Below are 22,188 nucleotides of genomic sequence, written 5' to 3'. Positions count from 1 at the left end.
CTCCGAAGACTATTGCAGATACACCAGAATCAAGAGGAGATCAATCCTTCCCTGATGAGATAATCCCGTGCAATATCCCGTGCCTCCCGCTTGTCATTATCAAACTCTGCATTCAGTGCCCGCATCTCATCGGTATCAATCCGGTTCTCAAGGACAGAAAGGGCGTTGATGAGACGAACATCGGCCATCCGATCGGATCTGATGAAGAGCATCGCCTCATAGGGAGGGAGAGCCGCCTGATCATCCCGAAGGACGACCAGATTGTACAGATCCACCCGTGAGTCGGTGGTATACGGAGGGATCGCCTGAACCTGGTTTTTGTCGATCGCCTCATACATCAGGGTCGGCGACATCGGCCTGACATCCGCAAAGGAGAGGCCATAAACCTCTGCCAGTCGTGGGAGGCCGTCTTCACGTTCATGGAAGACGAGATCGCTGCCAAAGACAAGGGTGTCTGCATATGGGACAAGATCGCTGATGGTTTCAATATTATTTTCTGTGGCATATGACTCCTTCACCGCGATTGCATAGTCATTCCTGAACCCAAGCCTGAACGGGACATGGATCCCTTCTTCAGCCATGCCTGACCGGACCTCTGCAAAGACGAGATCCGGGTCCCAGGTCTCAAGAGGTTCACGTTGCAACAACTGGGAGTACGCAGTTCCGGTGTACTCAACATAGATATCAACCTGGCCCCTTTTGATCCCGGCAAAGAGGGTCGCATCATTCATTCCTGGCCGGATATCTGTCCGGTATCCCTCATCTTCAAGAAGGAGTGCTATCATCTGGGGAAGAATATACTGTTCATTAAAGGGTTTTCCGCCGATGACGATCGTCTCACTCGTTCCGGCCTGGTCAGCCCCTATACACCCTGCCACCAGACAGCTGATGAGAATGAGGGCTCCAAGAATACCATACATGCATTTTTTCACCATTATTGCACCTGATGAGAGAGGGGTCATCAGGGAATATATATTTTTTTGATTCTGAATAATAGTATTCAATGAATGGATTTCCAAGTAACCCGGTTAAAAAAATGAATGATGCTTACTGCCTGGATGCAAGTGAGCAGGGGATACAGACAGTCTTTCCATCAACCGTCCTCATCTTCCCATCAGCAACAGGCTCCCCGCAGTCAGGGCAGGTGACTGTGGCAAAGATGCGTGCCTTCTGCGGCGGGTTATACGCGATCTCGACAACCGTCAACAACTCATCCTGTGGAATCAAGAGGAGTGCATCGGTTGCTGCCGCCATCAGTTCATAAAACCGCTTCTGCTCGGTTTCGGTTGCAGAACCTCCAAATACCTTCTTCCTCAGGCCATCAAGCTCGGCCTTCCCCGGCATATCCCGGTTCTTAATGAGAATTCGGACGCCTTTTCCCTTCTCACGGGCATAAAAGCTGAATGCGTGCTTCCCATAATCATTGATGATCAGGTTCCCCTTTCCTGCAGTGCAACCGGTCACCAACTGGATCGCATCGAGTCCGCAGGCATCAGTCTCTGCGACGGTGACGAGCTCCTCATCATAGGGGCGGGCGACACCGAGCGCCTGCATCGCTGCGAGGGCGGCACGATAGCCGGTCGCAAGACCTGGGCATGAATGACCGTGAAATTTTACACACTCTTCAAATTCCGGGTATTTCCCGGTTGCTTCAAAATGCTGGTGATCATGAGTTTCGCACATAGGTAGTACCTTCTTCGTCTGTGGGTATCTTCGTTTTCCTTCCATTCCCATTGCAGAGACATTGTGGGATGACACAGGTAACCCCGGCAAGTTCTCCGATCATCACCGGGACGCCATAGACCGCCTCGATCACCTCAGCAGTAACGACGCTCTTATCCCCGCAGGTATGGACATACTGATCCTTCAATAAGATGAACCGATCTGCATATCGGAGGGCCGTATTGAGATCATGGACCGTCATTACAACAGCGATATTGTGTTCTGCCACGATTGCGTTGATTCTCTGCAGGATCTCGATCTGGTTCTTCAGGTCAAGCGCACTCGTCGGCTCATCCAGCAGGAGGATCTTCGGCTCCTGGACAAAGGCCCGTGCAATGGCGATCATCTGGAGTTCTCCCCCGCTCATCTCGTCGATGTAGTGGAGGCGGAGGCGATCAATCCCAAAGCTCCGAAATGCCGCCTCGACGATCCGGAGATCCTTTTCGGTGACATCCCAGCCAATATGCGGCCGCCTCCCGAGGAGGACGGCATCGAAGCCGGTTAATCTCCCTGTCTCGACCCGCTGGGGAACATAGCCGATCCTCCGGGCGATCTCCATCAGGTCAAGGGAGGTGATGGTATCGCCACCAACGGTAACGACACCCTGCTTCGGGACAAGGATCCGGTTTAAGCACTTGAGGAGGGTCGTCTTCCCGACACCATTAGGCCCGAGGATCGCAACGATCTCACCTTCATTAATGGAGAAGGCGATCTCGTCGAGAATCCCCTTGTTCCGGTACATAAACTTCAGTTCATCAACACCAAGGATCATCGGTTATACCCCCTGAGGAGGAGATAGATGAAGACCGGGGCACCCATAAACGCCGTCAGGATTGCAACCGGCAGAACATACGGAGCTACAATCAGACGTGCAACCGTATCAGAGGCAAGCAGGAGGATGCCGCCCATCACAATTGATCCGGGAATCAGATACCGCTGCTCATCCCCGATGATCCGCCGGACCATGTGGGGGCAGACAAGGCCGACGAACCCGATCACCCCGAGGAAGGAGACGAGGACGGCTGTGACGAGGGCAGCGACGATCATTCCGACATTCCTGAGCTGCTCCACATTGACACCGAGCCCTTTGGCGGTCTCATCCCCGGCATCCATCGCATTATAGTTCCAGCGGTTTGCAATGAAGTAGATGCAGGCGAGCACGACAATACCTGCCATAAGGTAAAACTCCGACCATCCGGCTCGCCCGACATCGCCGAATGTCCAGTGAACGACCGCTGCAAGCTGTGCATCATCACTGAAGTACTGGAGGAACATCACACCTGCCGTAAAGAGTGACGAAAGGGCGACACCAGCGAGGATCACAACTTCCGGAGAGGAGGCCTTGACCTTCGCTATCGTAATGATCGCTATCGTTGCGAGCATACAGAAGATGAAGGCGACGATCGTCGTCAGGTACGGATTATTTATCATAACCGCACCCGCAGTCGTCGAGGTCATCCTTCCTGTTCCAAGGAAGATGATTGCGACCGCAGCACCAAACGCACCCGCGTTTGAGATACCAAGGGTGAAGGGTGAGGCAAGCGGATTTCGGAGGATCGACTGCATCGCAACCCCGGCAACCGCAAGCCCGGCTCCACAGACGATCGCCGTCAGTGCCTGGGGGAGCCGGATATTCCAGATGATCCGATCCCATTTATCGGTGACATTCTGCCCGATAAGGGTCAGGAAGACCTCATAGGGAGGTATTGTCACAGCCCCGACCGAGATCGAGAGGATAAGAAGGAGGAAGAGAGCGACGATCCCACCAAGTATCCAGAGAACCTTCCGGTAGGTATACTTAAGATAGTCCGCTGGTAATTCGCCATCAGCGAAGTGCAAACCAGGATTCACCCCGTATCTTCTTCTCTGTCATTTCGGATCCCTCGGGTTTTCGTGTGGTGGTGGGAGTTTTCAGTACTTCATACGAATATGAAATAACTGTATACCTCTTCAGATACAAATGTATTTTACGAATACATAAGATTACCTATTTTAATCATTTTCCGAACAATTCAACAAAATATAATTTATAGAGCATATAACCACAGCCTGCTTTTTGTAATTCTGTGTACACTACCGGATCTCCGATGGAACTGAAGAGTTGGTCTGCATCAATACAAGGAGCTATAATTGACAAGAATGAACACACAGATGAAACAGCGATCCACCAGCGAATCGCTGACGACCGGAAGAGAGAGAATCATGAGAAGAAAACATATCTTTGGACCAGTTCAGTCACATCGGCTCGGCAGATCGCTTGGGATCGATCTCATCCCGTATAAGACCTGTTCATACAACTGCGTCTACTGCGAATGCGGTGAGACTACCATCCAGACGATAGAACGATCCATAATCATTCCTGAGAACGAAGTGATGGAAGAGCTCAGGAGTACCCTTTCCACCAGTCCGCAACTCGACTCGGTCACCTTCGCGGGATCGGGGGAACCAACCCTCTCACTCTCGCTTGGTAATGTGATTGCGATGGTGAAAGAGGAGTTTCCACAGTACATCATAAGCGTCCTCACGAACGGAAGCCTCCTCACCCGGTCGGATGTCAGAGAAGAGCTCATGCGTGCAGACCGGGTGATACCCACCCTCACCTCCGCCAGGCAGGAGACATTTGAACGTATTCACAGGCCCCACCCCTCACTTTCGATCGATGCAATCATCGCAGGGATGGAAGAGTTCAGGAGAGAGTACCGGGGCGGGATCTGGCTTGAGATCTTCATCATTCCGGGGGTCAATACCTCAGAAGAAGAACTCATTTCACTCCGTGACGCAATCACCAGAATAAATCCCGATCGTGTACAACTGAACACGCTTGACCGGCCCGCTCCGGAGAGCTGGGTGCAGGCGGCATCTGAGGCAGAACTGAATATGGTACGAGAGATTCTTGGCAGAGAGAAGGTAGAGATTGTCAACCTCTCACCGTCTGCACCAAAATCAGGAACCGTACCTGGCGAAGAGAAAGAGATGATCAGTGCGATGCTCTCCCGCCGCCCCTCGACAATCGAGGATATCATCACGGCAACCGGCATGTCCGGAGGCGAGGTGGCGAAGATACTGCGGGATCTTGAGAATGCAGGCGAGATCAGATCCTACCGCGGCACCCGTGGCACCTTTTACAGCAGCTCGCTCCCGGATGAAGGCGATCCAAAGGAAGAAGAGAACCACTGAAGACACCCCTGCACAAAAAGAGGGAAGAAATGGAGATCTTCCCTCAGAGCGATACAGGCCGGAATCCAAAGTTGTTGAACTGGCTGTTTAGCTCGGAAAAGACCGGTTTTCCGACGAAGAAGGCCATGATCTCCTCACCCTTCTCTACAGGATCGATATCCTCAAACCTGTCGGGATAGAGCACCTTGCCGATAGAGTAGGCATTCGCAAGTACCGTTTCGTAGTTTGTGTTGTAGAAGTTGTACGGAAGCACTCCATACACCCGCCCCTCTTTCACGGCGGTGAGGCCCTTGAGAGCCGGATCATCCCTCAGCTGCCCGACTGCTCCTTCATTGTCCATCCGGGTTGTACCGGCATCAATGAAGATATAGTCGGGATCCCAGTCCACAATCGCCTCTTTGGCAACATCAACATGAGCGGTCCCGAGGCCGGATGCGACATTATCTGCATGCACCCAGAGGAATGGCGGGTATGCCGGTTCAGTCGAGATGATGCCATGGGCTCCGGCAGCGCTCACACCACCGATATAGACGCGCTTCCGTTCTTCAGGAGGAATGTCGCGGGTACGTGCCTCAAGATCATCTATCGTCGTCTCGATGTATGCGATCACCTCTTCGGCACGATCATCATTCCCGATAACTTTGCCCATCACCCTGAGGGCGGTGTACATCTCGGTCTTTTCCGCATCGTTTCTGAGCGAACCATAGGCAAACCCGATCACCGGTACACCGGTTTTTGTCTGGAGATCATCTACTTCAGCAATACTTGTGCCATATGCAGTCCCGCTTGATCCCCCCTTGAAGATCAGATCGGGACCGATACCGATGACTTTTTCGGGGTCGTCCTTTCCTCTGAACTCACCAAAGAGAGGTAATTGCTGGAACCTCTCCCGGTGCACCAGCGCATAGGGGCGCCCTTCTATGTCACGGTGCTGCTTCTCGATGCTGTCGACACCGACAACGAGATCCTCGCCCTGGAGATACACAAGATACCGGAGCGTGCCGGAGCCGGAGCAAAGGACGCTCTCCACGGGTTGCGGTATCGTCACCGTGCGGCCGAAGCCGTCGTTGAGGGTCATCTCTTGAGGTTCTGCCGATTGAGTAGCGGATAAACCTGATTCATCGACACAGCCAGCGGCTGCGAGGAGGGCAAGAAGAAGTGCCCCACACATAATCAAACGAATGTAATTATTCATAATACCACATCATATGAAGATAGTAGCAAGCTATATTTTAACATAACTATTTGAAATTCCTTAAACATTCGTGTTACAAAAAATTTTTTTATTAACATGGCATGGAAGCAACCATAATCAGTTCCCACCCCCTACAAAAAAATCAAAAGAGGGCAGAAATACTGGAGAGATGCATGTCAGAAGCAGATAGCTATCAGGAAGACGCCATCCACGCAACAGATCTCAGGAAGACCTTCTCCGATATCGTCGCAGTCGATTCGATCTCGTTTACGGTCAGAAGAGGGGAGATATTCGGTTTTCTCGGTCCAAACGGTGCCGGGAAGACGACGACTGCACGGATGCTGACCGGGGTGATGCAGCCGGATGGAGGATCTGCTGCGATCTTCGGCCATGACATCGTGCATGCCCCGGTTCGCGCAAAACAGCGGTGCGGGGTGGTACCGGAGACCGCAAACGCCTATACCGACATCTCCGCCTGGCAGAACCTGATGCTGATGGGAGAACTCTATGGCGTCCCGAAACATTATGCAGAAGAGCGTGCAAAAACACTTCTGACAGCCCTCGGCCTCATTGAACGAAAGGACCAGAAAGTGCAGGGCTTCTCAAAAGGGATGAAACAACGGCTGATCCTTGCAATGGCACTCCTCCATAAACCAGAGCTCCTCTTCCTTGATGAGCCGACATCCGGCCTCGATGTCCAGAGCACCCACCTGATCACCGGGATGCTCCGGGAACTGAACAGGAACGGAACCACGATCTTTCTCACCACCCACAATATGGAAGAGGCAAACCGCCTCTGCGACCGGGTCGCGATCATACAAAAGGGAAGAATAGTTACCATTGACTCGCCTGAGCGGCTGAAGATGGCGATTGAACGGCTGCATACCATCGAGGTCAGTTTCGATCCGGCCAGGTCGGCTGATGATCTCATCACATTCCCGGGGATCGAATCTGCCCGCCGGGAAGGGGACAAATTGGTGATCACCACCGAGGATGTTGATTCTGCCATTCACGCGATCACCACGTTTGGAAGAGAACACAATCTGAAGATTGAGATGCTCCGGACACTCTCACCGACACTGGACGAGGCATTCCTCAGGCTCACCGGAGCTGATTCTGCATGAACCCGGAGAGTATTATCGAACAGGCAAAACGGGCCTTTGCGATTACGAAGAAGGATATCCGGATCTACTATGCCAAAGGCCCGGTCGTCATCTTCGGCCTCTTCATGCCACTCTTCCTCTTCCTGGCATTTGCTCTTGGAAACAGGAATCTCCCGATGCCGTTTCTCCTCTCCGGCCTCCTCGCAATGACCGTCTTCTTCACGGCAACCGCTGTTTCGCCGGTGATCCAGCCCTGGGAGGCGCAGGCAAGGACCCTGGAACGGCTGATCGCCTGTCCAGTCACGATGAAGACCCTGATTGCCGGCGATATGTTCGCTTCCTTCCTCTTTGCTGTCGGGATTGCCATCGTACCCATCATGATCGGAGTGCTGGTCGGGGTTGTGCCGCTCTATCCCCTTCTTCTCGCAGCCGGGATCATCCTCGCCTCCTTCTGCTTCTCGGCACTCGGCCTCCTCCTCTCGACACCGGCAACGAATGTGCCATCAAACATCATGATGCTCTCATCCCTCCTGAAGTTCCCGCTCATCTTCATCAGCGGTGTCTTCATCCCGGTAGAGCAGCTCCCCTTTGCGGGACAGGTGCTTGCGATCTGCTCCCCCCTCACCTACTTCACCGATATCGCCCGCTACTGTATCATGGGAACGAACAGCTTCCCGCTCTCTGTTAATTTCGCTGCACTGGCGGTATTTTCCATCATCTTCGCCCTGCTTGCGATAAGACTCCATGCAAGGACGGTGAGCAGGCGGATCTGATCAATCCTACAAAAAAATAGCGATAAATGAAGGATTCAGATCGGGATCTGCGAGAACCCGAGGTTTCCATACTGGCTGTTTACCTCTGAGAATACCGGCTCTCCCAGCAGGAAGGAATAGATCTCATCTGCTTTTTCTGCCGGATCGATATCCGCAAACCGGTCGGGATAGAGAACTTTCCCAACAAAATACGCATTTGCAAGCACGGTACCATGGTTCACATTATAAAAGTTGTATGGAAGAACACCATAGACCCTGCCTTCCTTCACCGCAGTGAGGCCTTTCAGTGCCGGATCATGCTTCAACTGACCAATTGCACCTTCATCATCCGATGTCATCGTATTGACATCGATGAAGAGGTATTCAGGATCCCAGTCAACAATTGCCTCCTTGGCAACATCGGCATGTCCAGCGCCAAGGCCTGCCGCAACATTATCGGCATGTATCCAGAGGAATGGCGGGTACGCGGGTTCGGTCGAGATGATACCATGCGTACCGGCACTGCTCACACCCCCGATATAGACCTGCTTTCGTTCTGCCGCAGGGATATCACCGGTGCGTAATTCGAGATCCGCCATCGTCTCCTCGATATAGGCGATCACGGCTTCGGCACGATCCTCTCTGCCAAGAACAGTTCCCATCAGGCGGAGGGCTGTAAACATCTCAGCCTTCTCGGCATCATTTCTGAGAGAGCCGTAGGGGAACGCAACGACCGGGACACCGGTCTTCTGCTGGAGCATATCTGCTTCAGGCCGGCTCGTCGCGTAGCTTGTCCCGGTCGATCCGGTCTTGAAGACGAGATCAGGTGCAATCGCAATGATCTTCTCGGGATCGTCCTTCCCACGGAGCTCACCAAAGAGCGGGAGCGTCATCAGGTGATCCCGGTGCAGGAGGGCATAAGGCCTCCCCTCTAACTCCCGATAATTCTTATCCTGACTGTCCACGCCGACGATTCGATCAATGCTCTCCAGGTACACGGCATACCGCACACCGCCTGAACCTGAGCAGAGGATACTCCGAACAGGGTATGGGAGAGTAACGGTTCTGCCAAATCCATCAGTGACGGTGATCTCCGATTCGGAAGAGGCACCACCCGGAACATCTGTCGTACATCCGGCAACTGCAAGGAGTAAGAGGAGTACCGCCCCACAGAAAATAATACCAATTCGGCTATTCATAGCACCACATCGTATGAGAGTGGGAGATGCCCTTACTTAAAACAACCTATTCATTCAGGATTGTAGTACAGAATAACAAATTTTTTTGATGTTTAACCAAATAAAGTGAAGAGATTACTCAGGAATCACGATGAGAAAATAAGGGGGAGAACCCCCCCCTTGTGGAGAGAAGAGACAGTATGATTCAGAGCTGGATCGGCGAGAACCCAAGGTTTCCATACTGGCTGTTCAGCTCTGAGAATACCGGCTCCCCGACAAGGAAGGTATAGATCTCATCAGCTTTTTCTGCCGGATCGATATCCGCAAACCGATCGGGATAGAGAACCTTCCCGACAAAATACGCATTTGCAAGCACGGTCCCATAATTTGTGGTATAGGCATTGTATGGGAGTACACCATAGACATTCCCGCTCTTCACAGCGGAGATCCCCTTCAGTGCGGGATCGGTCTTCAGCTGATCGAGGGCATTACCCTCTCCGAGATGTGTGGTGGTCACATCGATGAAGAGATAGTCGGGATCCCAGTCCACAAGGGCTTCTTTGGCAGCACTGGCATGTGCAGTTCCGAGACCGGATGCCACATTCTCCGCATGCACCCAGACAAACGGTCCATACGCAGGCTCGGTCGAGATGATGCCGTGGGCGCCCCTGCTCCCGACACCACCGATATAAGCCCGCTTTCTCTCAGATACAGGGATATCCCGGGTTCGATCCTCCAGATCGGTAATTGTCGCCTCAATATAGGCGATCACCGCTTCGGCACGTGCCTCCCTCTCGATGACGCTGCCCATCAGGCGGAGGGAGTCATACATCAGGAGCCGGTCGGCCTCTGTCCGGACCGATCCATACTGGAACCCGATGACCGGTACCCCTGTCCTCTGCCGGAGTGCCTCGGCATCAGCAGCATCCGCCCCGGAGGCTATGCCGGATGACCCTGCCTTGAAGACAAGATCAGGATCGATTGCAATGACCTTCTCAGGATCATCGTTGCCCCGCCACTCGCCAAAGAGCGGAAGAGCGGAGAACTTCTCACCATGTACAATGGAATATGGCCTGCCGAGGACATCATTCTGTACTTTATCGGCAGAATCCACCCCGACAGCCAGATCCTCTGCCTGGAGGTAGACAAGGTACCGGAGCGATCCTGCACCCGAGCAGAGGACTGACTCCACATCTGATGGAACTGAGATTTCCCGTCCATACTGGTCGGTGATGGTGACCGTATTCTCAGAGGAGACATCCGCAACACATCCGGTTGCTGCGCAGAATGCCAGAATTGCCAGGAGCAGGAGGGGAATTCCCCCCAAGACAAAGTTAATTTTACTATAATCCATTATTTTTTAGTTAGATATCAGCATACATGAAGATATCGCTTTATAACAGCCTATGGTATAAATCACGTTCAAAATAGGAAATTTCTTCCATAAAATATCCGGGTTTTTCAGCAGATCGCACACAGAATAGTCGGGACTATCAAACGGGAAGCGGGATCGTACAAGAGGATGTACGGGTTAACAACAAACAAGAGGCAGAAAGCAGAGGAGATTTTTGATAGCCATCAATTTATATATTATATCCCTATAGAAACAATATGCAACCCCGCCGGGAAGAAGAGCATGACCTGCAGGCAAGAGTCCTGCGTGGACTCCATTTCCGACCGAAGGGGATGACCATCACCGAAGTGGCCAGGCGTATCGGTGCAACCCGGAATTCGGTCTCAAAGCACCTGGAGATCCTCCGGATCACTGGAAGGGTTGAGATGCGATCCATCGGCAATGCAAAGCTCTACTCGATCGCCAGGCGGGTTCCACTCTCCGCCTTCCTCTGTTTTACCAGGAACCTGATCCTGGTCCTTGACAGTGAGAAGAGGATCGTCCATGCCAATGATCAGTTCGCAGAAACCTTCTCTGCTTCAATTCCGGATCTGATCGGCCTCTCGATACAGGATACAGCCCTTCCTGTGATCACCACACCCGGGGCATTGGCGATGATTGAGAGGAATGGAGCTGATGAGCATTCCGTCACTGAGATCCGGTTTACACGAGATGGTGGAGGGTTCATCTTCCGGATGGAGGTCATCCCCACGACCTTTGAGGATGGAGAGAAGGGAATAACCATCATTTTAGAGGATATTACCGAACGGAAACGGATGGAAGAGGAGTTGCGGGAGGGGGAGGAGCGGTACAGGAATATTGTTGAGGATCAGACAGAGTTCATCTGCCGTTTCAGACCGGATGGAAGATATCTCTTCGTCAATGAAGCCTACTGCCGGTACTTCGGCCTTGAGAGGGATGCTATCCTCGAGCATGGGTATCATCCGGTGATCCCTCCGGAGGACCGGGATCGGCTCCGGACCTTCTTCACCTCACTGACAGAAGCGACGGCGGTCGGGAGGATACAACACCGGATCATCATGCCTGATGGCTCTATCCGGTGGCAGGAATGGAGTGACCGTGCCATCTTTGACTCATCAGGAAAGGTCACTGAATTTCAGTCTGTCGGCCGTGATATCACAATCCAGAAAGAGGCTGAAGAGACATTGCACCAGCAGTCAGCTGCACTCTCCATCCTTAATGATATTATAATCACCGCAAACAGGTGTAAGAATATCCAGGAGATACTGGAGAGACTTCTGACGATGACGATCCAGCTCCTTGGGTATGATGCCGGGGGAATTTATCTCCTCGATCCCGGTGGAGAGACAGCCTCAATCATTCATTCAGATAATCTGCCACAAGAGTTTCTCACCCGCGTCAGAACCATCAGGATTCATGATCCTCCAAACAGCATCCTCTTTCTCAACGGCGAACCACTGATAACAGACGCCTACTCTGATGTCTGCCCTCTTCATGGAAGCCTCTCCGGATTTTCATCTCTTGTATGTGCCCCCCTTGTTGCCGGAGGGGGCATCATTGGCGCCCTCAATGTTGCAAGCAGAACAAAGAGGAGAGTTACACCACACGAAGAGCAGATACTCCTCTCCATCGGGAGGGAGCTTGGGGCTGCTATCAACCGGATGAATGCAGAGGATCAGCTCCGGAGAAGTGAGAGGCTGTATCGGGAGATCGTGGATCTCTCACCCTTCCCGACCGCTATCATCGATGCCGACGGGACGTACATCTTTGTCAACCGCCAGTTCACCCGGATATTCGGGTACACACCTGAGGATATACCAACCGGAAGAGACTGGTTTGAGAAGGCATTTCCGGACCCTGAAACACGGCAGACCGTGATCACCTCATGGAAGGAGGATCATGAGCGGATACGCCGGGGCGAGGTGAGGCCCCGGACATATCCGGTCCGGTGCAAGGATGGCGATACACGGATGATCCTCTTCCAGCCGGTCGAGCTCTCCGATGGCACCGAATACATCACCTATACGGATGTCACGGAAGAGAGGACTGCATACAGGATTCTGGTCAGTGAAATCGCATCACTCCAAAGGAGAAGAAATGCAGGAGAGGGTTTGGATAATACGATCGGAAGACGATCAAAGGTTCCCGATGGAAGAGAACTTCCATAATATATTAATAAATGTATGTAAATCTCTATCGCAGATCGTCGTTGATTTATAAATTTACTTTTATAATTAATATTAATGAGGAACTATACAGGAGGTGATGAAAGATGGCAGATGGAGAAGAGAAGCAGGATGAGGTCTCAACGCATGTAAAGAACCTGATGCAACGGGACATATACCACAGCCTTATGGAGGCAGCAGAGCTTGGGAAGATAGGCACCCCGGCAGTCAGTCCGCTTATGGAGGAGCTTGCCTCAGGAAAGACCGCCGCCCGCTGGAGAGCGGTGATGGGACTTGCCAGGGTGGGGAGCCCGGCTGTCCCGGCACTGATTGACGCTCTGAAGAGGGATGACGAACAGTTGCGAACAGCTGCGGTATGGGCTCTTGCTGAGATCGGAGATGAACGCTGTGTTGACTGCCTCATTGAGAATCTCAATTGCAGTTCCTCAGAGTCCTGTCAGGCATTAACCGCAGCTGCACTTCTCAGGATTCATACTCCGGCCGCAGTGGCCGCTGTTGAAAGGAAGATGCAGGCCGCGGATCCGGAATTCCAGGATACCGTCTCAGTAGCTTTGCATGGCACCTGAGATCGGGCACAATCTTATTTTTCTGGCATGCGGGGATATCTCCCCTTTCCGAAGAACCGGTTACTCATCCGCGAGATGAAACGAGAGATCCGGGAGTATAATACGTACCTTCATTCAGGATTGGTGCAGAAGATATGTACAAACCGGAGGATCCAGCAGATGGGGACAATCATTGAAGAGGCACGAGAGGAGCGAATTGCACCCGCCGTCATGGCTGCAGCAGAGCGGGAGGAGCTCGATCCCTATGATCTCATCCAAAACATCGCCCAGGGGCGCACCACCGTGATGGTTGGAAAGAAAAGGGCTGTTGGGATAGGCAAAGGATTTACTACAAAAGTGAATGTCAATATCGGCACCTCAACCGTCCGGTCTGATCTCGCAGCCGAGTTGAGGAAGGCAGCGGTAGCCGGGCGGTATGGGGCAGACACCTTAACCGACCTCTCAATGGGAGGTGGTATCAGAGAGATCCGATCCGCGATCCTGAGAGAAACAGCGCTTCCCCTCACCACCGTGCCGATCTACCAGGCGGTCGTCGATGCAGGGGGGATCGACTGCCTGAGCGCGGATGATCTGATTGATACATTCAGGGCTCATGCAGCTGAAGGGGTGAGCTCCTGTGTCCTTCACATGACGGATCAGAAAACCCTCTCAGCACTCGGGAGGAGCCAGCGAATCCTCGGCGTCGTCTCAAAAGGTGGCTCCATGACCGCCGCGTATATGCTCCATACCGGGCGCGAAAACCCGTTCCTCGAATATTTCGATGAGGTGGTGGAAATCGCACGGCGGCACGAAATCGTCATCTCACTTGGAAATACCATGCGAGGCGGCAGTATAGTGGATGGAGGGGATGCAGCCGCCACGGTTGAACGGAAACAGAATATTGAGATCGCAGGCAGGTGTCATGAGCATGGTGTTCAAGTGATCATTGAAGGCTGCGGCGGTCATGTCAGAATCGACCGCATCCCCTTCTGTGTCCAGCTGTACAAGGATGCCTGCCCGTACCCCCTCTTCGTCGCCGGACCCCTGGCAACCGACCGGGCCGTCGGTCATGACCAGATTGCAGGGGCAATCGGTGCGAGCATCGCCGTATCGGCAGGGGCAGACTACCTCTGTGCGATCACTCCGGCAGAACATATCGGTCTTCCGACCGAAGAAGAGGTGGTGGAGGGGCTGATCGCCTTTAAGATAGCAGCTCATATCGGCGACACGGTCAGAATCGGATCAGATTATCTGGATGCAGAACTCTCGGCATGCCGGGCAGAGCTCGACTGGAAAGGACAGATCGGAAAAGCCATTGATCCGGATGGACTCTCTACACGGATCCCGGATGAGGGCCCCTGCTCGATGTGCGGCGAATATTGTGCCATCAAGATCATGCGGGAGTCACTCTCCCGCTGATTCAGATCCGGATCAGGTCATACTCACTTCTTCCAAGCCCGATCCGCTCCCCATGGCGAATCTGGGTTCTGATCGGTATCTCCGGCCAGACCCCGGAAAACTTATCCTCGCCGGGGCGATGATGTGCCGCAAGTCTCGTCCCGGTAAATCCCTGCTGGCCATCGACGAGATCAAGGCTTGCTGCATCGATTGCGACCGGATCTGTTGAAGCAAGGATGCCGATATCCGGGACGATCGGCCGGTCGCTGAAGGGAGCACAGTCACAGTCCGGGGTGATCCGAAGGAGGACATTCAGGTACAATGCCTTTTCTGGGAAGAGGGAGGCGGCACCGAGGGCGTACTCGGCGAGGTGTTCTGAAAAGCGTGCCGCATCACGTTTGTAATCGAAGTAGATCGCAGACTCCGGGCAGACCTCAACGCAGATGCCGCACCCGATACACCGGTGCGAATCAACCAGTGCAAAGCCCTCGAACCTGATCGCCCCCTCCGGGCAGGCAGAGATGCAGCCGCCGCAGCCGACACACTCCTCATCCCTGACGATGGCCGGCATCGCCCGGTGTTGTTCGCGTTTCCCCTCTGCGGAGGCACATCCCATCGCAAGGTTCTTGATCGCACCGCCAAACCCGGCGACGGCGTGGCCCTTCAGGTGCGAGACGACGATCAAAGCATCCGCCTCGGCGATCCCCGCAGCAATCCGGGTCTCGTTATGGTGTACTCCCGGAATCTCCACCACCACATCATTTTTTGACCGAAGCCCGTCTGCGATAAAGACCGGAGCACCGATCACCTCGGAGCCGAACCCATGCCGGATCGCAAGGGCGAGATGGGAGACGGCATCAAACCGCATCCCCCGGTAGAGGGTGTTCGTATCGGTCACAAACGGCACCCCGCCCGCCTCCTTCACCTTCTCGACGACCTGCCGGATATAGAGGGGGGAGACGAAGCTGTCACAGCCCTCCTCGCCGAAATGGGTCTTCACCGCAACAAGCCCCTGTTCCGGGATTATCTCCTTCAGCCCGGCCTCGTCAAGGATCCTGAGGATCTTTGCCTGGAGGCTCTCGCCACAACATCCCGCCTCAGACGAGGCGAACCATACCTTCGCAGCCATGGAGAAAGGTGAGGCGTTCATGGGAGAAGATACTTGGGGAGGGGGGTGAGGTGGCAACTATTTCCAATTAGGAAACAGTTCGTCCGGAAGGAGGGGAATAGTAACGCAAGGGTTTTACGCATATCCACCACCCACTGGCAAAAAATTATCCAATACTATCTAAAGGAGAGCAGGGTACCGACACTCAAGCGCAAATATTTCGCCCCTTTTTTAATTTTTAGCGGATATTCTACGAGAAAATTATCTTTACGATATCTTAAGGAGAGATTAGAATCATTGGAGTGTGAGGCAGTTATTTCCATTTTGGAAACAACTGGCGATTGAGAAGGCAATCTAAGTCTATTTGAGATTGATCTCTTGCTTAAACCCTCAATATTAAGCGATTATGGAGTAATACCCCCCACAACAGCTTTCGCAAAGCGCTCCTGCACCCCTGCCCGCCCCTTCAGCTGCGCTTCAAGCTGATCACAGAGTGCCATAAGCCGATCCACTTTTTCGACGATTCGGTGCTGTTCGGCAGTTGGTGGAACTGGAATAAGTCCCATATGGAATTTTTGATCATTAATTGCAGGATATGCCATCCCTTTCATCTGTGACTCCACGTAAGCGATAAAAGGCTTGGAACGGAGATAATAGAATAGGTATCGATTGGAGATACCCTCAAATGGATGTAAGACAGCAAATGCCGTACTAACAATAGGCTCTGGATTGAACTCTTTTTCAATAATTGCGATATTTAAAAGATACGGGCGAACTGTCGAATAGATCAAAGTTCCTTTTCTCACAAGTTTTCGAGCCCTTGAAGGTGCTTCGTCTGGTAATAGTACATCAACATAGTCACCGATCTCCCCTTTCTTATTATCTATGGCAGCAACATCGATATAAGTAAAAGAATTATTTGGCTCTTTCTGCCCCCAATTATGTCCAATGTCATCAAGGCGCAACCAAAGCCATTTTTTTGGTATGGCATATGTTTTTTCTTCGGATGTTATTTCAGGAAATGAACGCGACCTTGAAATAATTCCTTGTTTTTGAAGTTTCTTTTTTTCATCGAGAATTTTTTTTGAAAGCACACTCGCAGGCTCATCCCTCTCATTCTGCGTCCCGAGCTTCCCCTGCACCGCCAGGTGCAGGATCGTCTGCCTGAGCACCGCCACATTCTCCGGGCAGTCCAGCATCAGGTCAAATGTATCGCAGATCTGCGCCCACTGCCCCCCGAACTCTCCCGGGCTCTCCGCGTTCTGCAACCCCGCAAAGCTCGCGGTGCCGAGTCGAAGGCAGGTTGAACGTTCCTGCTGCTGTTGTCGTTCAAGCTCATCGCAGAGCGCCATGAGCCGGTCAACTTTTTCGACGATACGGTGCTGTTCGGCGAGAGGGGGGAGGGGGATTACAAGCGATTTCGCTTTAATTATTGTAAATGTTTTAACGGTTGTTCCATGAGTTTCATTAATAACATTAGAAATATACGGGGATTTTACCACCAATTCGATGAATTTTGCGTAAATAGAAAATGAATTTTTTAACCAGACAACATTTCCATCTTTAAAATAGAATTTCTCTTTTCCGGTTACAATGTAGGGAATGCCGACAGTTCCAACGCCAGTGACAAGAATATCGTTTGGCTCAGGTACTCCGGTTTGTAGCTTTACTTTTTCGTATAATTCTTCGGAAATAAAGATTGGGGAGCTGAAGACTTCGCCTTTTAATAAAGAAACGATCTCTCTCGCTCGCAAAAATGGAATTCCGCTACTTTTCCAATCACTTTCGTGAATTCGTTTACTCGATGTGATTTCAAAAAGTTCACCTAATTGTGTCCATATCCAATTATTAGGAATATGAAATGGGGAATCTTCATCAGAAAATGGAGGGAAATCATTCTGTGTTTTTTTCCTTGTTTTTATGTCGAGTCTCGCTTTTTTTAAATTGATTCTATCCATCAGAAATCCAGCCGGCTCATCCCCCGGATCCTGCGTCCCGAGCTTCCCCTGCACTGCAAGCTGCAAGATCAATTCCCTCAGCCGGGCTATCCCATCCGGTCCGGTGGCGAGGGTGGCGAAGTGTTGGAAGAGAAGATCCGTTTCTTGTGTGGTTGTCTCTGTCATCATGGTAATTCCCCAATCGGAGCCGCATCGAAGAATGCGATTCCCGCCTTTATTCTGATTAATTCACAAAAGCAGCCGGGGATGGGGGCTATATTTCCCCAATCGATCCCCAATAGACCCCCGGTACAACCATTCCGGACATCGGCGTAAAGCGGTTTTGCCTCTTTTTCAGATTCGGGAATATATGTTCTTTCTTCCATCGTTCAAACCTTCAGATTATCCAACATTTATCCAACTAATTTCCAACTAAAATATAGAATTCACTTGTATTCGAGATGATTCAGTGATCAGAAGCATGCAAAGGCAGGAAATAAATCCAACTCCGCCCCGGCACAGATCCAACATCAGACACCTCTTCGCTCATCAAAAATCCCCACCAGAATTACTTCCCTACTGAAAGGGACGCCATCAGCTCCCGCTTCAGCGCCTCGCGTGTGGCTGCCGCCTCTGCCTGTATCCGCTCGTACTCACGGAGTATCTCCACAGGATCACCGTTCTCTTCAGGTGCAACATTCGGATTTTTGATATCCAGGTTGAACCCGTTCTCAATCACCTGCTCAACCGGAACCCGCCATGCATGCTCATTCTCGATCCGGTTCGTCCACCATGCCTTCTCAGCATCGAACTCCTCGATCCGGATCGGTTTTGTCTTTGAGTACGACTTATAGCCCTCGGGATAGGTATGCTCGTAATACCAGATCTCTTTGGTTGGCTTTCCTTTCTCAAAGAAGAGCAGATTCGTCTTTATACTGGTGTAAGGAGCGAAGACCCCGTTCGGGAGTCGGATGATCGTATGGAGATTGCATTCGGTCAGGAGCTTCTCCTTGATCCTGCTCTTCACCCCCTCACCAAAGAGCGTTCCATCCGGGAGGACAATCGCCGCCCTGCCACCATCTTTCAGGATATGCATGATCAGGACGAGGAAGAGATCAGCCGTCTCCCGTGTCTGGTAAGATGCCGGGAAATTTGTCTCAATCCCGTCCTCCTCCACCCCCCCAAACGGTGGGTTCGTGACGATCACATCCACCCGATCCCGAACCGTATAATCCTTCAGCGGCCGGGCGAGGGTATTGTCATGCTTGATCTGGATCGGAACATCGATGCCATGAAGCATCATGTTCGTGACGCAGAGGAGATGGGGCATCGGTTTCTTCTCGACACCGTGGATTGATTTCTGGAGGAGAACCTCGTCATCGACCGTCTTCACGGACCTCCGGATATGCTCAATCGCACAGGCAAGGAATCCCCCGGTTCCGCAGGCGGGATCGAGAACCTGCTCGCCGAGTTTGGGATCCACCTGATCCACCATAAACTGGGTAACGGCACGGGGTGTATAATATTCACCTGCATTCCCGGCACTCTGAAGGTCTTTGAGGATCTTCTCGTATATCTCGCCGAAGAGATGGCGATCCTCGGTCTTGTTGAAGTCGATCTCATTGATCTTATTTGCTACCTGCCGGATCAGTGTTCCGTTCTTCATGTAGTTGTATGAATCCTCAAAGACCCGACGGAGCAGGATTGCCGAGCCATTCGATCCGGCATCGGGAGAGAGGTCACGGAGCGTTGGAAAAAGATCATCATCGATGAACTTCATGAGCGCTTCGCCCGTAATCCCCTCCGGATCAGCAGCCCAGCTCCGCCACCTGAGGCGATCCGGCATCGGTGACCTGTACCCTTTCTGGAAGAGCTCATACTCCATCTCTTTATCATCGAAGATCTTCAGGAAGAGCATCCAGCTCAACTGGCTGATTCGCTGGGCATCGCCATCGACACCCGCATCCTTCCTCATGATATCCTGAATCGTTTTGATCGTCGTTCCGACTGCCATACTAATCTGCCCTTTCATCCTCTCTGTTTAGCACTCAGCCGTGTAGAGACACTGCTCAAGTTGCCGTATTGCTGATATATAGTTGGCACTCCCTCCAAAAATAGTGTTCACAATCTCCATCGGGGTTCCAATCGCTGTGAATGGATCCACCCGGAGCACCTCCATACTCTCAATATCAGCAATTCCGCCATCAGAATACTTCGAGAGGAGGGCATCCAGTACCTTTCGGGCAGGGCCTCCGTACTTCGTGAAATAATCGGCCTTCCGTACCTTTTCAACCCGCTCTTTCCGGGAGAGGGGCGGTTGTCCAAAGACGACATGGCAGATCAGATCGAAGGGATCGTAATCCTTTCCGACCTGTTCCTGGAGGGCATCAAACAATACCCCCTGCTCCTTCAGCTCCTCCAGGATCGCCGTCTTCTGTTCAGCCTTCGTCCATGATGTGAGGAAAGAGTTCAGGGTCGCATATTGCCGTGTGACGTGCTTCTTTGTATAATCCTCAAGCGATTCAGTGATTAATGCCCCATCCGCACCATAGTACTGGACACGCTCGGCAATCACCTCAACCGCAACATCGTTCACCACATACCGATTCCCTCCTGAGGAGGCCGGGACCACGGGCTTTATCGAAGGCGGTGAGGCAACAGGGTCAAACTCGGTGTTCTCCAGCGGTTCACCATCAAAGTCAGGATCAGCGAAGAGCTCGCTCACCTTCCGGAAGTCCATGATCGTGAAGAAGTACTTGTTATAATCCTCGTTGATCCGTGTTCCGCGCCCGATGATCTGCTTGAACTCGGACATCGATTCGATCCGCTTGTCGATTACAATCAGCTTGCAGGTCTGGGCATCCACCCCGGTACCCATCAGTCGTGAGGTGGTCGCTATCACCGGATATCGTGAATCCGGGAGGATGAAGTTATCGAGTTCGGCCTTCCCCTCCGGGCTGTCCCCGGTGATCCTGACGATATACCTGCTGTTCTCCTGCACCAGATCCGCATTCTCATTCACAAGATACTGCCGCATCCGTTCCGCATGATCGATATTCTCACAGAAGACGATCGTCTTGTCGTACCTGCCGGTATTTTTCAGGAACTCCGATACCTTCCTGGCAACCAGTTCCGTCCGCCTCTCCAGAACAAGGCTCCTGTCAAAGTCCTTCTGGTTATAGATCCTATCCTCGATGAGGGTACCATACTTGTCAACCTGCCCCCTGTTCGGCCGCCACCCCTGGAGATCCTTATCAAGATCGATCCGATAGACCCGATAGGGTGCGAGAAAACCATCCTCGATCCCCTGCTTCAGGGAATAGACGTACACCGGTTCCCCGAAGTAATGGATGTTTGAGGCGTACTTCGTCTCCTTCGGGGTCGCTGTCAGCCCTATCTGAGTTGCATTGGTAAAATAGTCGAGAATTTCCCGCCACATGGCATCCTCGGCCGCACTCCCCCGGTGGCATTCATCAACGACTATCAGGTCAAAGAAGTCGGGTGAGAACTGCTTATAGATATTCTTCTCCTCATCGTTTCCGGAAACTGCCTGATAAAGGGAGAGATAAATCTCATAACTCTTGTCCACCTGACGGTTGGTGATCTTCGTCATCGCCGATCCAAACGGTTTGAAATCGTTCGTTTTCGTCTGGTCAACAAGGATATTCCGATCCGCAAGGAAGAGAATACGTTTCTTTGTCCCGGACTTCCAGAGCCTCCAGATTATCTGAAACGCAGTATATGTCTTGCCGGTTCCAGTCGCCATAACGAGCAGGATCCGATCCCTCCCATTCGCAATCGCTTCAACAGTCCGGTTGATCGCATTCAGCTGGTAGTACCGGGGAGTCTTCCTGAAGTCTGTGGAATAATAGCTCTCTGTTATGATACGCTCCTTCGTATCATCAAGGCCTTTCCATATCCGGTACCGGCTCCAGAGATTAAAAGGAGAAGGAAATTCGGAGAGTGAGAGCTCATGCTCCATAGGCTCATATGTGCCGGAGCGGTCATGCAACAAAAAGCCGTCCCCATTGGAGCTGAAGACGAACGGGATATCCATCATCTCTCCATACACAAGCGCCTGTTGCATGCCGGAGCCGACAATATGTGTATTATCCTTTGCTTCGATGACAGCGATCGGAATATTCTGTTTATAGGAGAGGATATAATCCGCCCTCTTCGGTCTTGCCCGGCTCACCGTCTCGCCACTGACGAGGACACGGCCATCCGTGATATTCACCTCTTCACGAATCTGTGACTGAATATCCCATCCCGAATGAATGAGGGCAGGAGTGATGAATTTCGTACAGATATCCCTCTCACTTAATTTCTTTTTATCAGGTTTGTCCATTGGTTCAATTCAGACTTTGACGGACAATCATCTAATAGTTTTCTATTAGATTTCTTCTCCGGGATTCGGAACAGAACCGGATCCAATCGATCATCCATGGATCATTAAGAACGATGATACTGATCCCCCAGAGGGAATCATTTAACCCAAACTTTTCCACACAT

At 52.1% G+C, this 22,188-nt stretch carries 18 protein-coding genes; 6 read left to right on the top strand and 12 right to left on the bottom strand.

Going from position 1 to position 22,188, the window contains the following annotated elements:
* Positions 1–29 precede the first annotated feature (29 nt).
* From RJ53_RS05385 to RJ53_RS05370, 4 genes are all read right to left on the bottom strand, one after another.
* Entirely contained in the window at positions 30–962 is a 933-nt protein-coding gene (locus RJ53_RS05385; RefSeq protein WP_246496003.1) for a glycine betaine ABC transporter substrate-binding protein, read from the bottom strand.
* 85 nt (positions 963–1,047) lie between these two features.
* Entirely contained in the window at positions 1,048–1,683 is a 636-nt protein-coding gene (locus RJ53_RS05380; RefSeq protein WP_211530592.1) for an FmdE family protein, read from the bottom strand.
* Positions 1,667–2,494 carry an ABC transporter ATP-binding protein gene (locus tag RJ53_RS05375; RefSeq protein ID WP_211530591.1) on the bottom strand — a complete coding sequence of 276 codons (828 nt, stop codon included), beginning with the start codon at positions 2,492–2,494 and terminating at the stop codon, positions 1,667–1,669. The genes RJ53_RS05380 and RJ53_RS05375 overlap by 17 nt, the downstream gene beginning before the upstream one ends.
* The gene (locus RJ53_RS05370) at positions 2,491–3,561 is read right to left on the bottom strand and encodes a FecCD family ABC transporter permease (protein WP_211530647.1); all 1,071 of its coding nucleotides are present in this window, start codon (positions 3,559–3,561) and stop codon (positions 2,491–2,493) included. Before RJ53_RS05370 ends, RJ53_RS05375 begins: the two co-directional genes overlap by 4 nt.
* Before the next feature lie 300 nt (positions 3,562–3,861).
* Between RJ53_RS05370 and RJ53_RS05365 the strand changes: the two genes are divergently transcribed.
* A complete protein-coding gene (locus RJ53_RS05365; protein WP_246496002.1) occupies positions 3,862–4,899 on the top strand; it encodes a radical SAM protein in 1,038 nt (345 codons plus the stop codon).
* 43 nt (positions 4,900–4,942) lie between these two features.
* Here RJ53_RS05365 and RJ53_RS05360 read toward each other — a convergent pair whose 3' ends face one another.
* Positions 4,943–6,094 carry an iron ABC transporter substrate-binding protein gene (locus tag RJ53_RS05360; RefSeq protein ID WP_211530590.1) on the bottom strand — a complete coding sequence of 384 codons (1,152 nt, stop codon included), beginning with the start codon at positions 6,092–6,094 and terminating at the stop codon, positions 4,943–4,945.
* A gap of 173 nt (positions 6,095–6,267) precedes the next feature.
* On the opposite strand from RJ53_RS05360, the gene RJ53_RS05355 reads away from it, so the two are divergent.
* Together RJ53_RS05355 and RJ53_RS05350 are read left to right on the top strand one after the other, a co-directional pair.
* Positions 6,268–7,218 carry an ABC transporter ATP-binding protein gene (locus RJ53_RS05355; RefSeq protein WP_211530589.1) on the top strand — a complete coding sequence of 317 codons (951 nt, stop codon included), beginning with the start codon at positions 6,268–6,270 and terminating at the stop codon, positions 7,216–7,218.
* The gene (locus RJ53_RS05350; protein WP_211530588.1) at positions 7,215–7,970 is read left to right on the top strand and encodes an ABC transporter permease; all 756 of its coding nucleotides are present in this window, start codon (positions 7,215–7,217) and stop codon (positions 7,968–7,970) included. Before RJ53_RS05355 ends, RJ53_RS05350 begins: the two co-directional genes overlap by 4 nt.
* Positions 7,971–8,005: 35 nt before the next feature.
* On the opposite strand, the gene RJ53_RS05345 is transcribed toward RJ53_RS05350, so the two are convergent.
* Both RJ53_RS05345 and RJ53_RS05340 read right to left on the bottom strand, forming a co-directional pair.
* Complete coding sequence (locus tag RJ53_RS05345) at positions 8,006–9,148, bottom strand: iron ABC transporter substrate-binding protein (protein WP_211530587.1); 1,143 nt, start codon at positions 9,146–9,148, stop codon at positions 8,006–8,008.
* 184 nt (positions 9,149–9,332) lie between these two features.
* Complete coding sequence (locus RJ53_RS05340) at positions 9,333–10,481, bottom strand: iron ABC transporter substrate-binding protein (RefSeq protein WP_211530586.1); 1,149 nt, start codon at positions 10,479–10,481, stop codon at positions 9,333–9,335.
* A 257-nt stretch (positions 10,482–10,738) separates the two neighbouring features.
* Between RJ53_RS05340 and RJ53_RS05335 the strand changes: the two genes are divergently transcribed.
* The 3 genes from RJ53_RS05335 (at position 10,739) to thiC (ending at position 14,652) form a co-directional block, all read left to right on the top strand.
* The gene (locus tag RJ53_RS05335) at positions 10,739–12,670 is read left to right on the top strand and encodes a PAS domain S-box protein (RefSeq protein ID WP_211530585.1); all 1,932 of its coding nucleotides are present in this window, start codon (positions 10,739–10,741) and stop codon (positions 12,668–12,670) included.
* A gap of 104 nt (positions 12,671–12,774) precedes the next feature.
* Positions 12,775–13,254: a HEAT repeat domain-containing protein gene (locus RJ53_RS05330; RefSeq protein ID WP_211530584.1), complete on the top strand. Its 480-nt coding sequence runs from the start codon at positions 12,775–12,777 to the stop codon at positions 13,252–13,254.
* Between the two features lie 27 nt (positions 13,255–13,281).
* Positions 13,282–14,652: a phosphomethylpyrimidine synthase ThiC gene (thiC, locus tag RJ53_RS05325; RefSeq protein WP_211530583.1), complete on the top strand. Its 1,371-nt coding sequence runs from the start codon at positions 13,282–13,284 to the stop codon at positions 14,650–14,652.
* A gap of 1 nt (position 14,653) precedes the next feature.
* Here the strand turns inward: thiC and RJ53_RS05320 are convergent, their stop codons facing one another.
* The 5 genes from RJ53_RS05320 to hsdR form a co-directional block, all read right to left on the bottom strand.
* Positions 14,654–15,760: a DUF362 domain-containing protein gene (locus RJ53_RS05320; RefSeq protein ID WP_211530582.1), complete on the bottom strand. Its 1,107-nt coding sequence runs from the start codon at positions 15,758–15,760 to the stop codon at positions 14,654–14,656.
* Positions 15,761–16,143: 383 nt separating this feature from the next.
* Positions 16,144–17,865, bottom strand: a complete 1,722-nt coding sequence (locus RJ53_RS05315; protein WP_211530581.1) for a restriction endonuclease subunit S — start codon at positions 17,863–17,865, stop codon at positions 16,144–16,146.
* Entirely contained in the window at positions 17,862–18,062 is a 201-nt protein-coding gene (locus RJ53_RS05310) for a hypothetical protein (protein WP_211530580.1), read from the bottom strand. The genes RJ53_RS05315 and RJ53_RS05310 overlap by 4 nt, the downstream gene beginning before the upstream one ends.
* Positions 18,063–18,244: 182 nt before the next feature.
* Positions 18,245–19,708, bottom strand: coding sequence for an HsdM family class I SAM-dependent methyltransferase (locus tag RJ53_RS05305; RefSeq protein ID WP_211530579.1), 1,464 nt, complete (start codon positions 19,706–19,708; stop codon positions 18,245–18,247).
* Between the two features lie 9 nt (positions 19,709–19,717).
* Positions 19,718–22,024: an EcoAI/FtnUII family type I restriction enzme subunit R gene (gene hsdR / locus RJ53_RS05300; RefSeq protein ID WP_211530578.1), complete on the bottom strand. Its 2,307-nt coding sequence runs from the start codon at positions 22,022–22,024 to the stop codon at positions 19,718–19,720.
* Positions 22,025–22,188: the final 164 nt, after the last annotated feature.

The sequence above is a fragment of the Methanocalculus chunghsingensis genome, assembly GCF_018132105.1.
GTDB lineage: Archaea > Halobacteriota > Methanomicrobia > Methanomicrobiales > Methanocorpusculaceae > Methanocalculus > Methanocalculus chunghsingensis.
The sequence above is the reverse complement of the archived record's forward strand: the minus strand, read 5'-3'. Positions and strand labels throughout refer to the sequence as shown.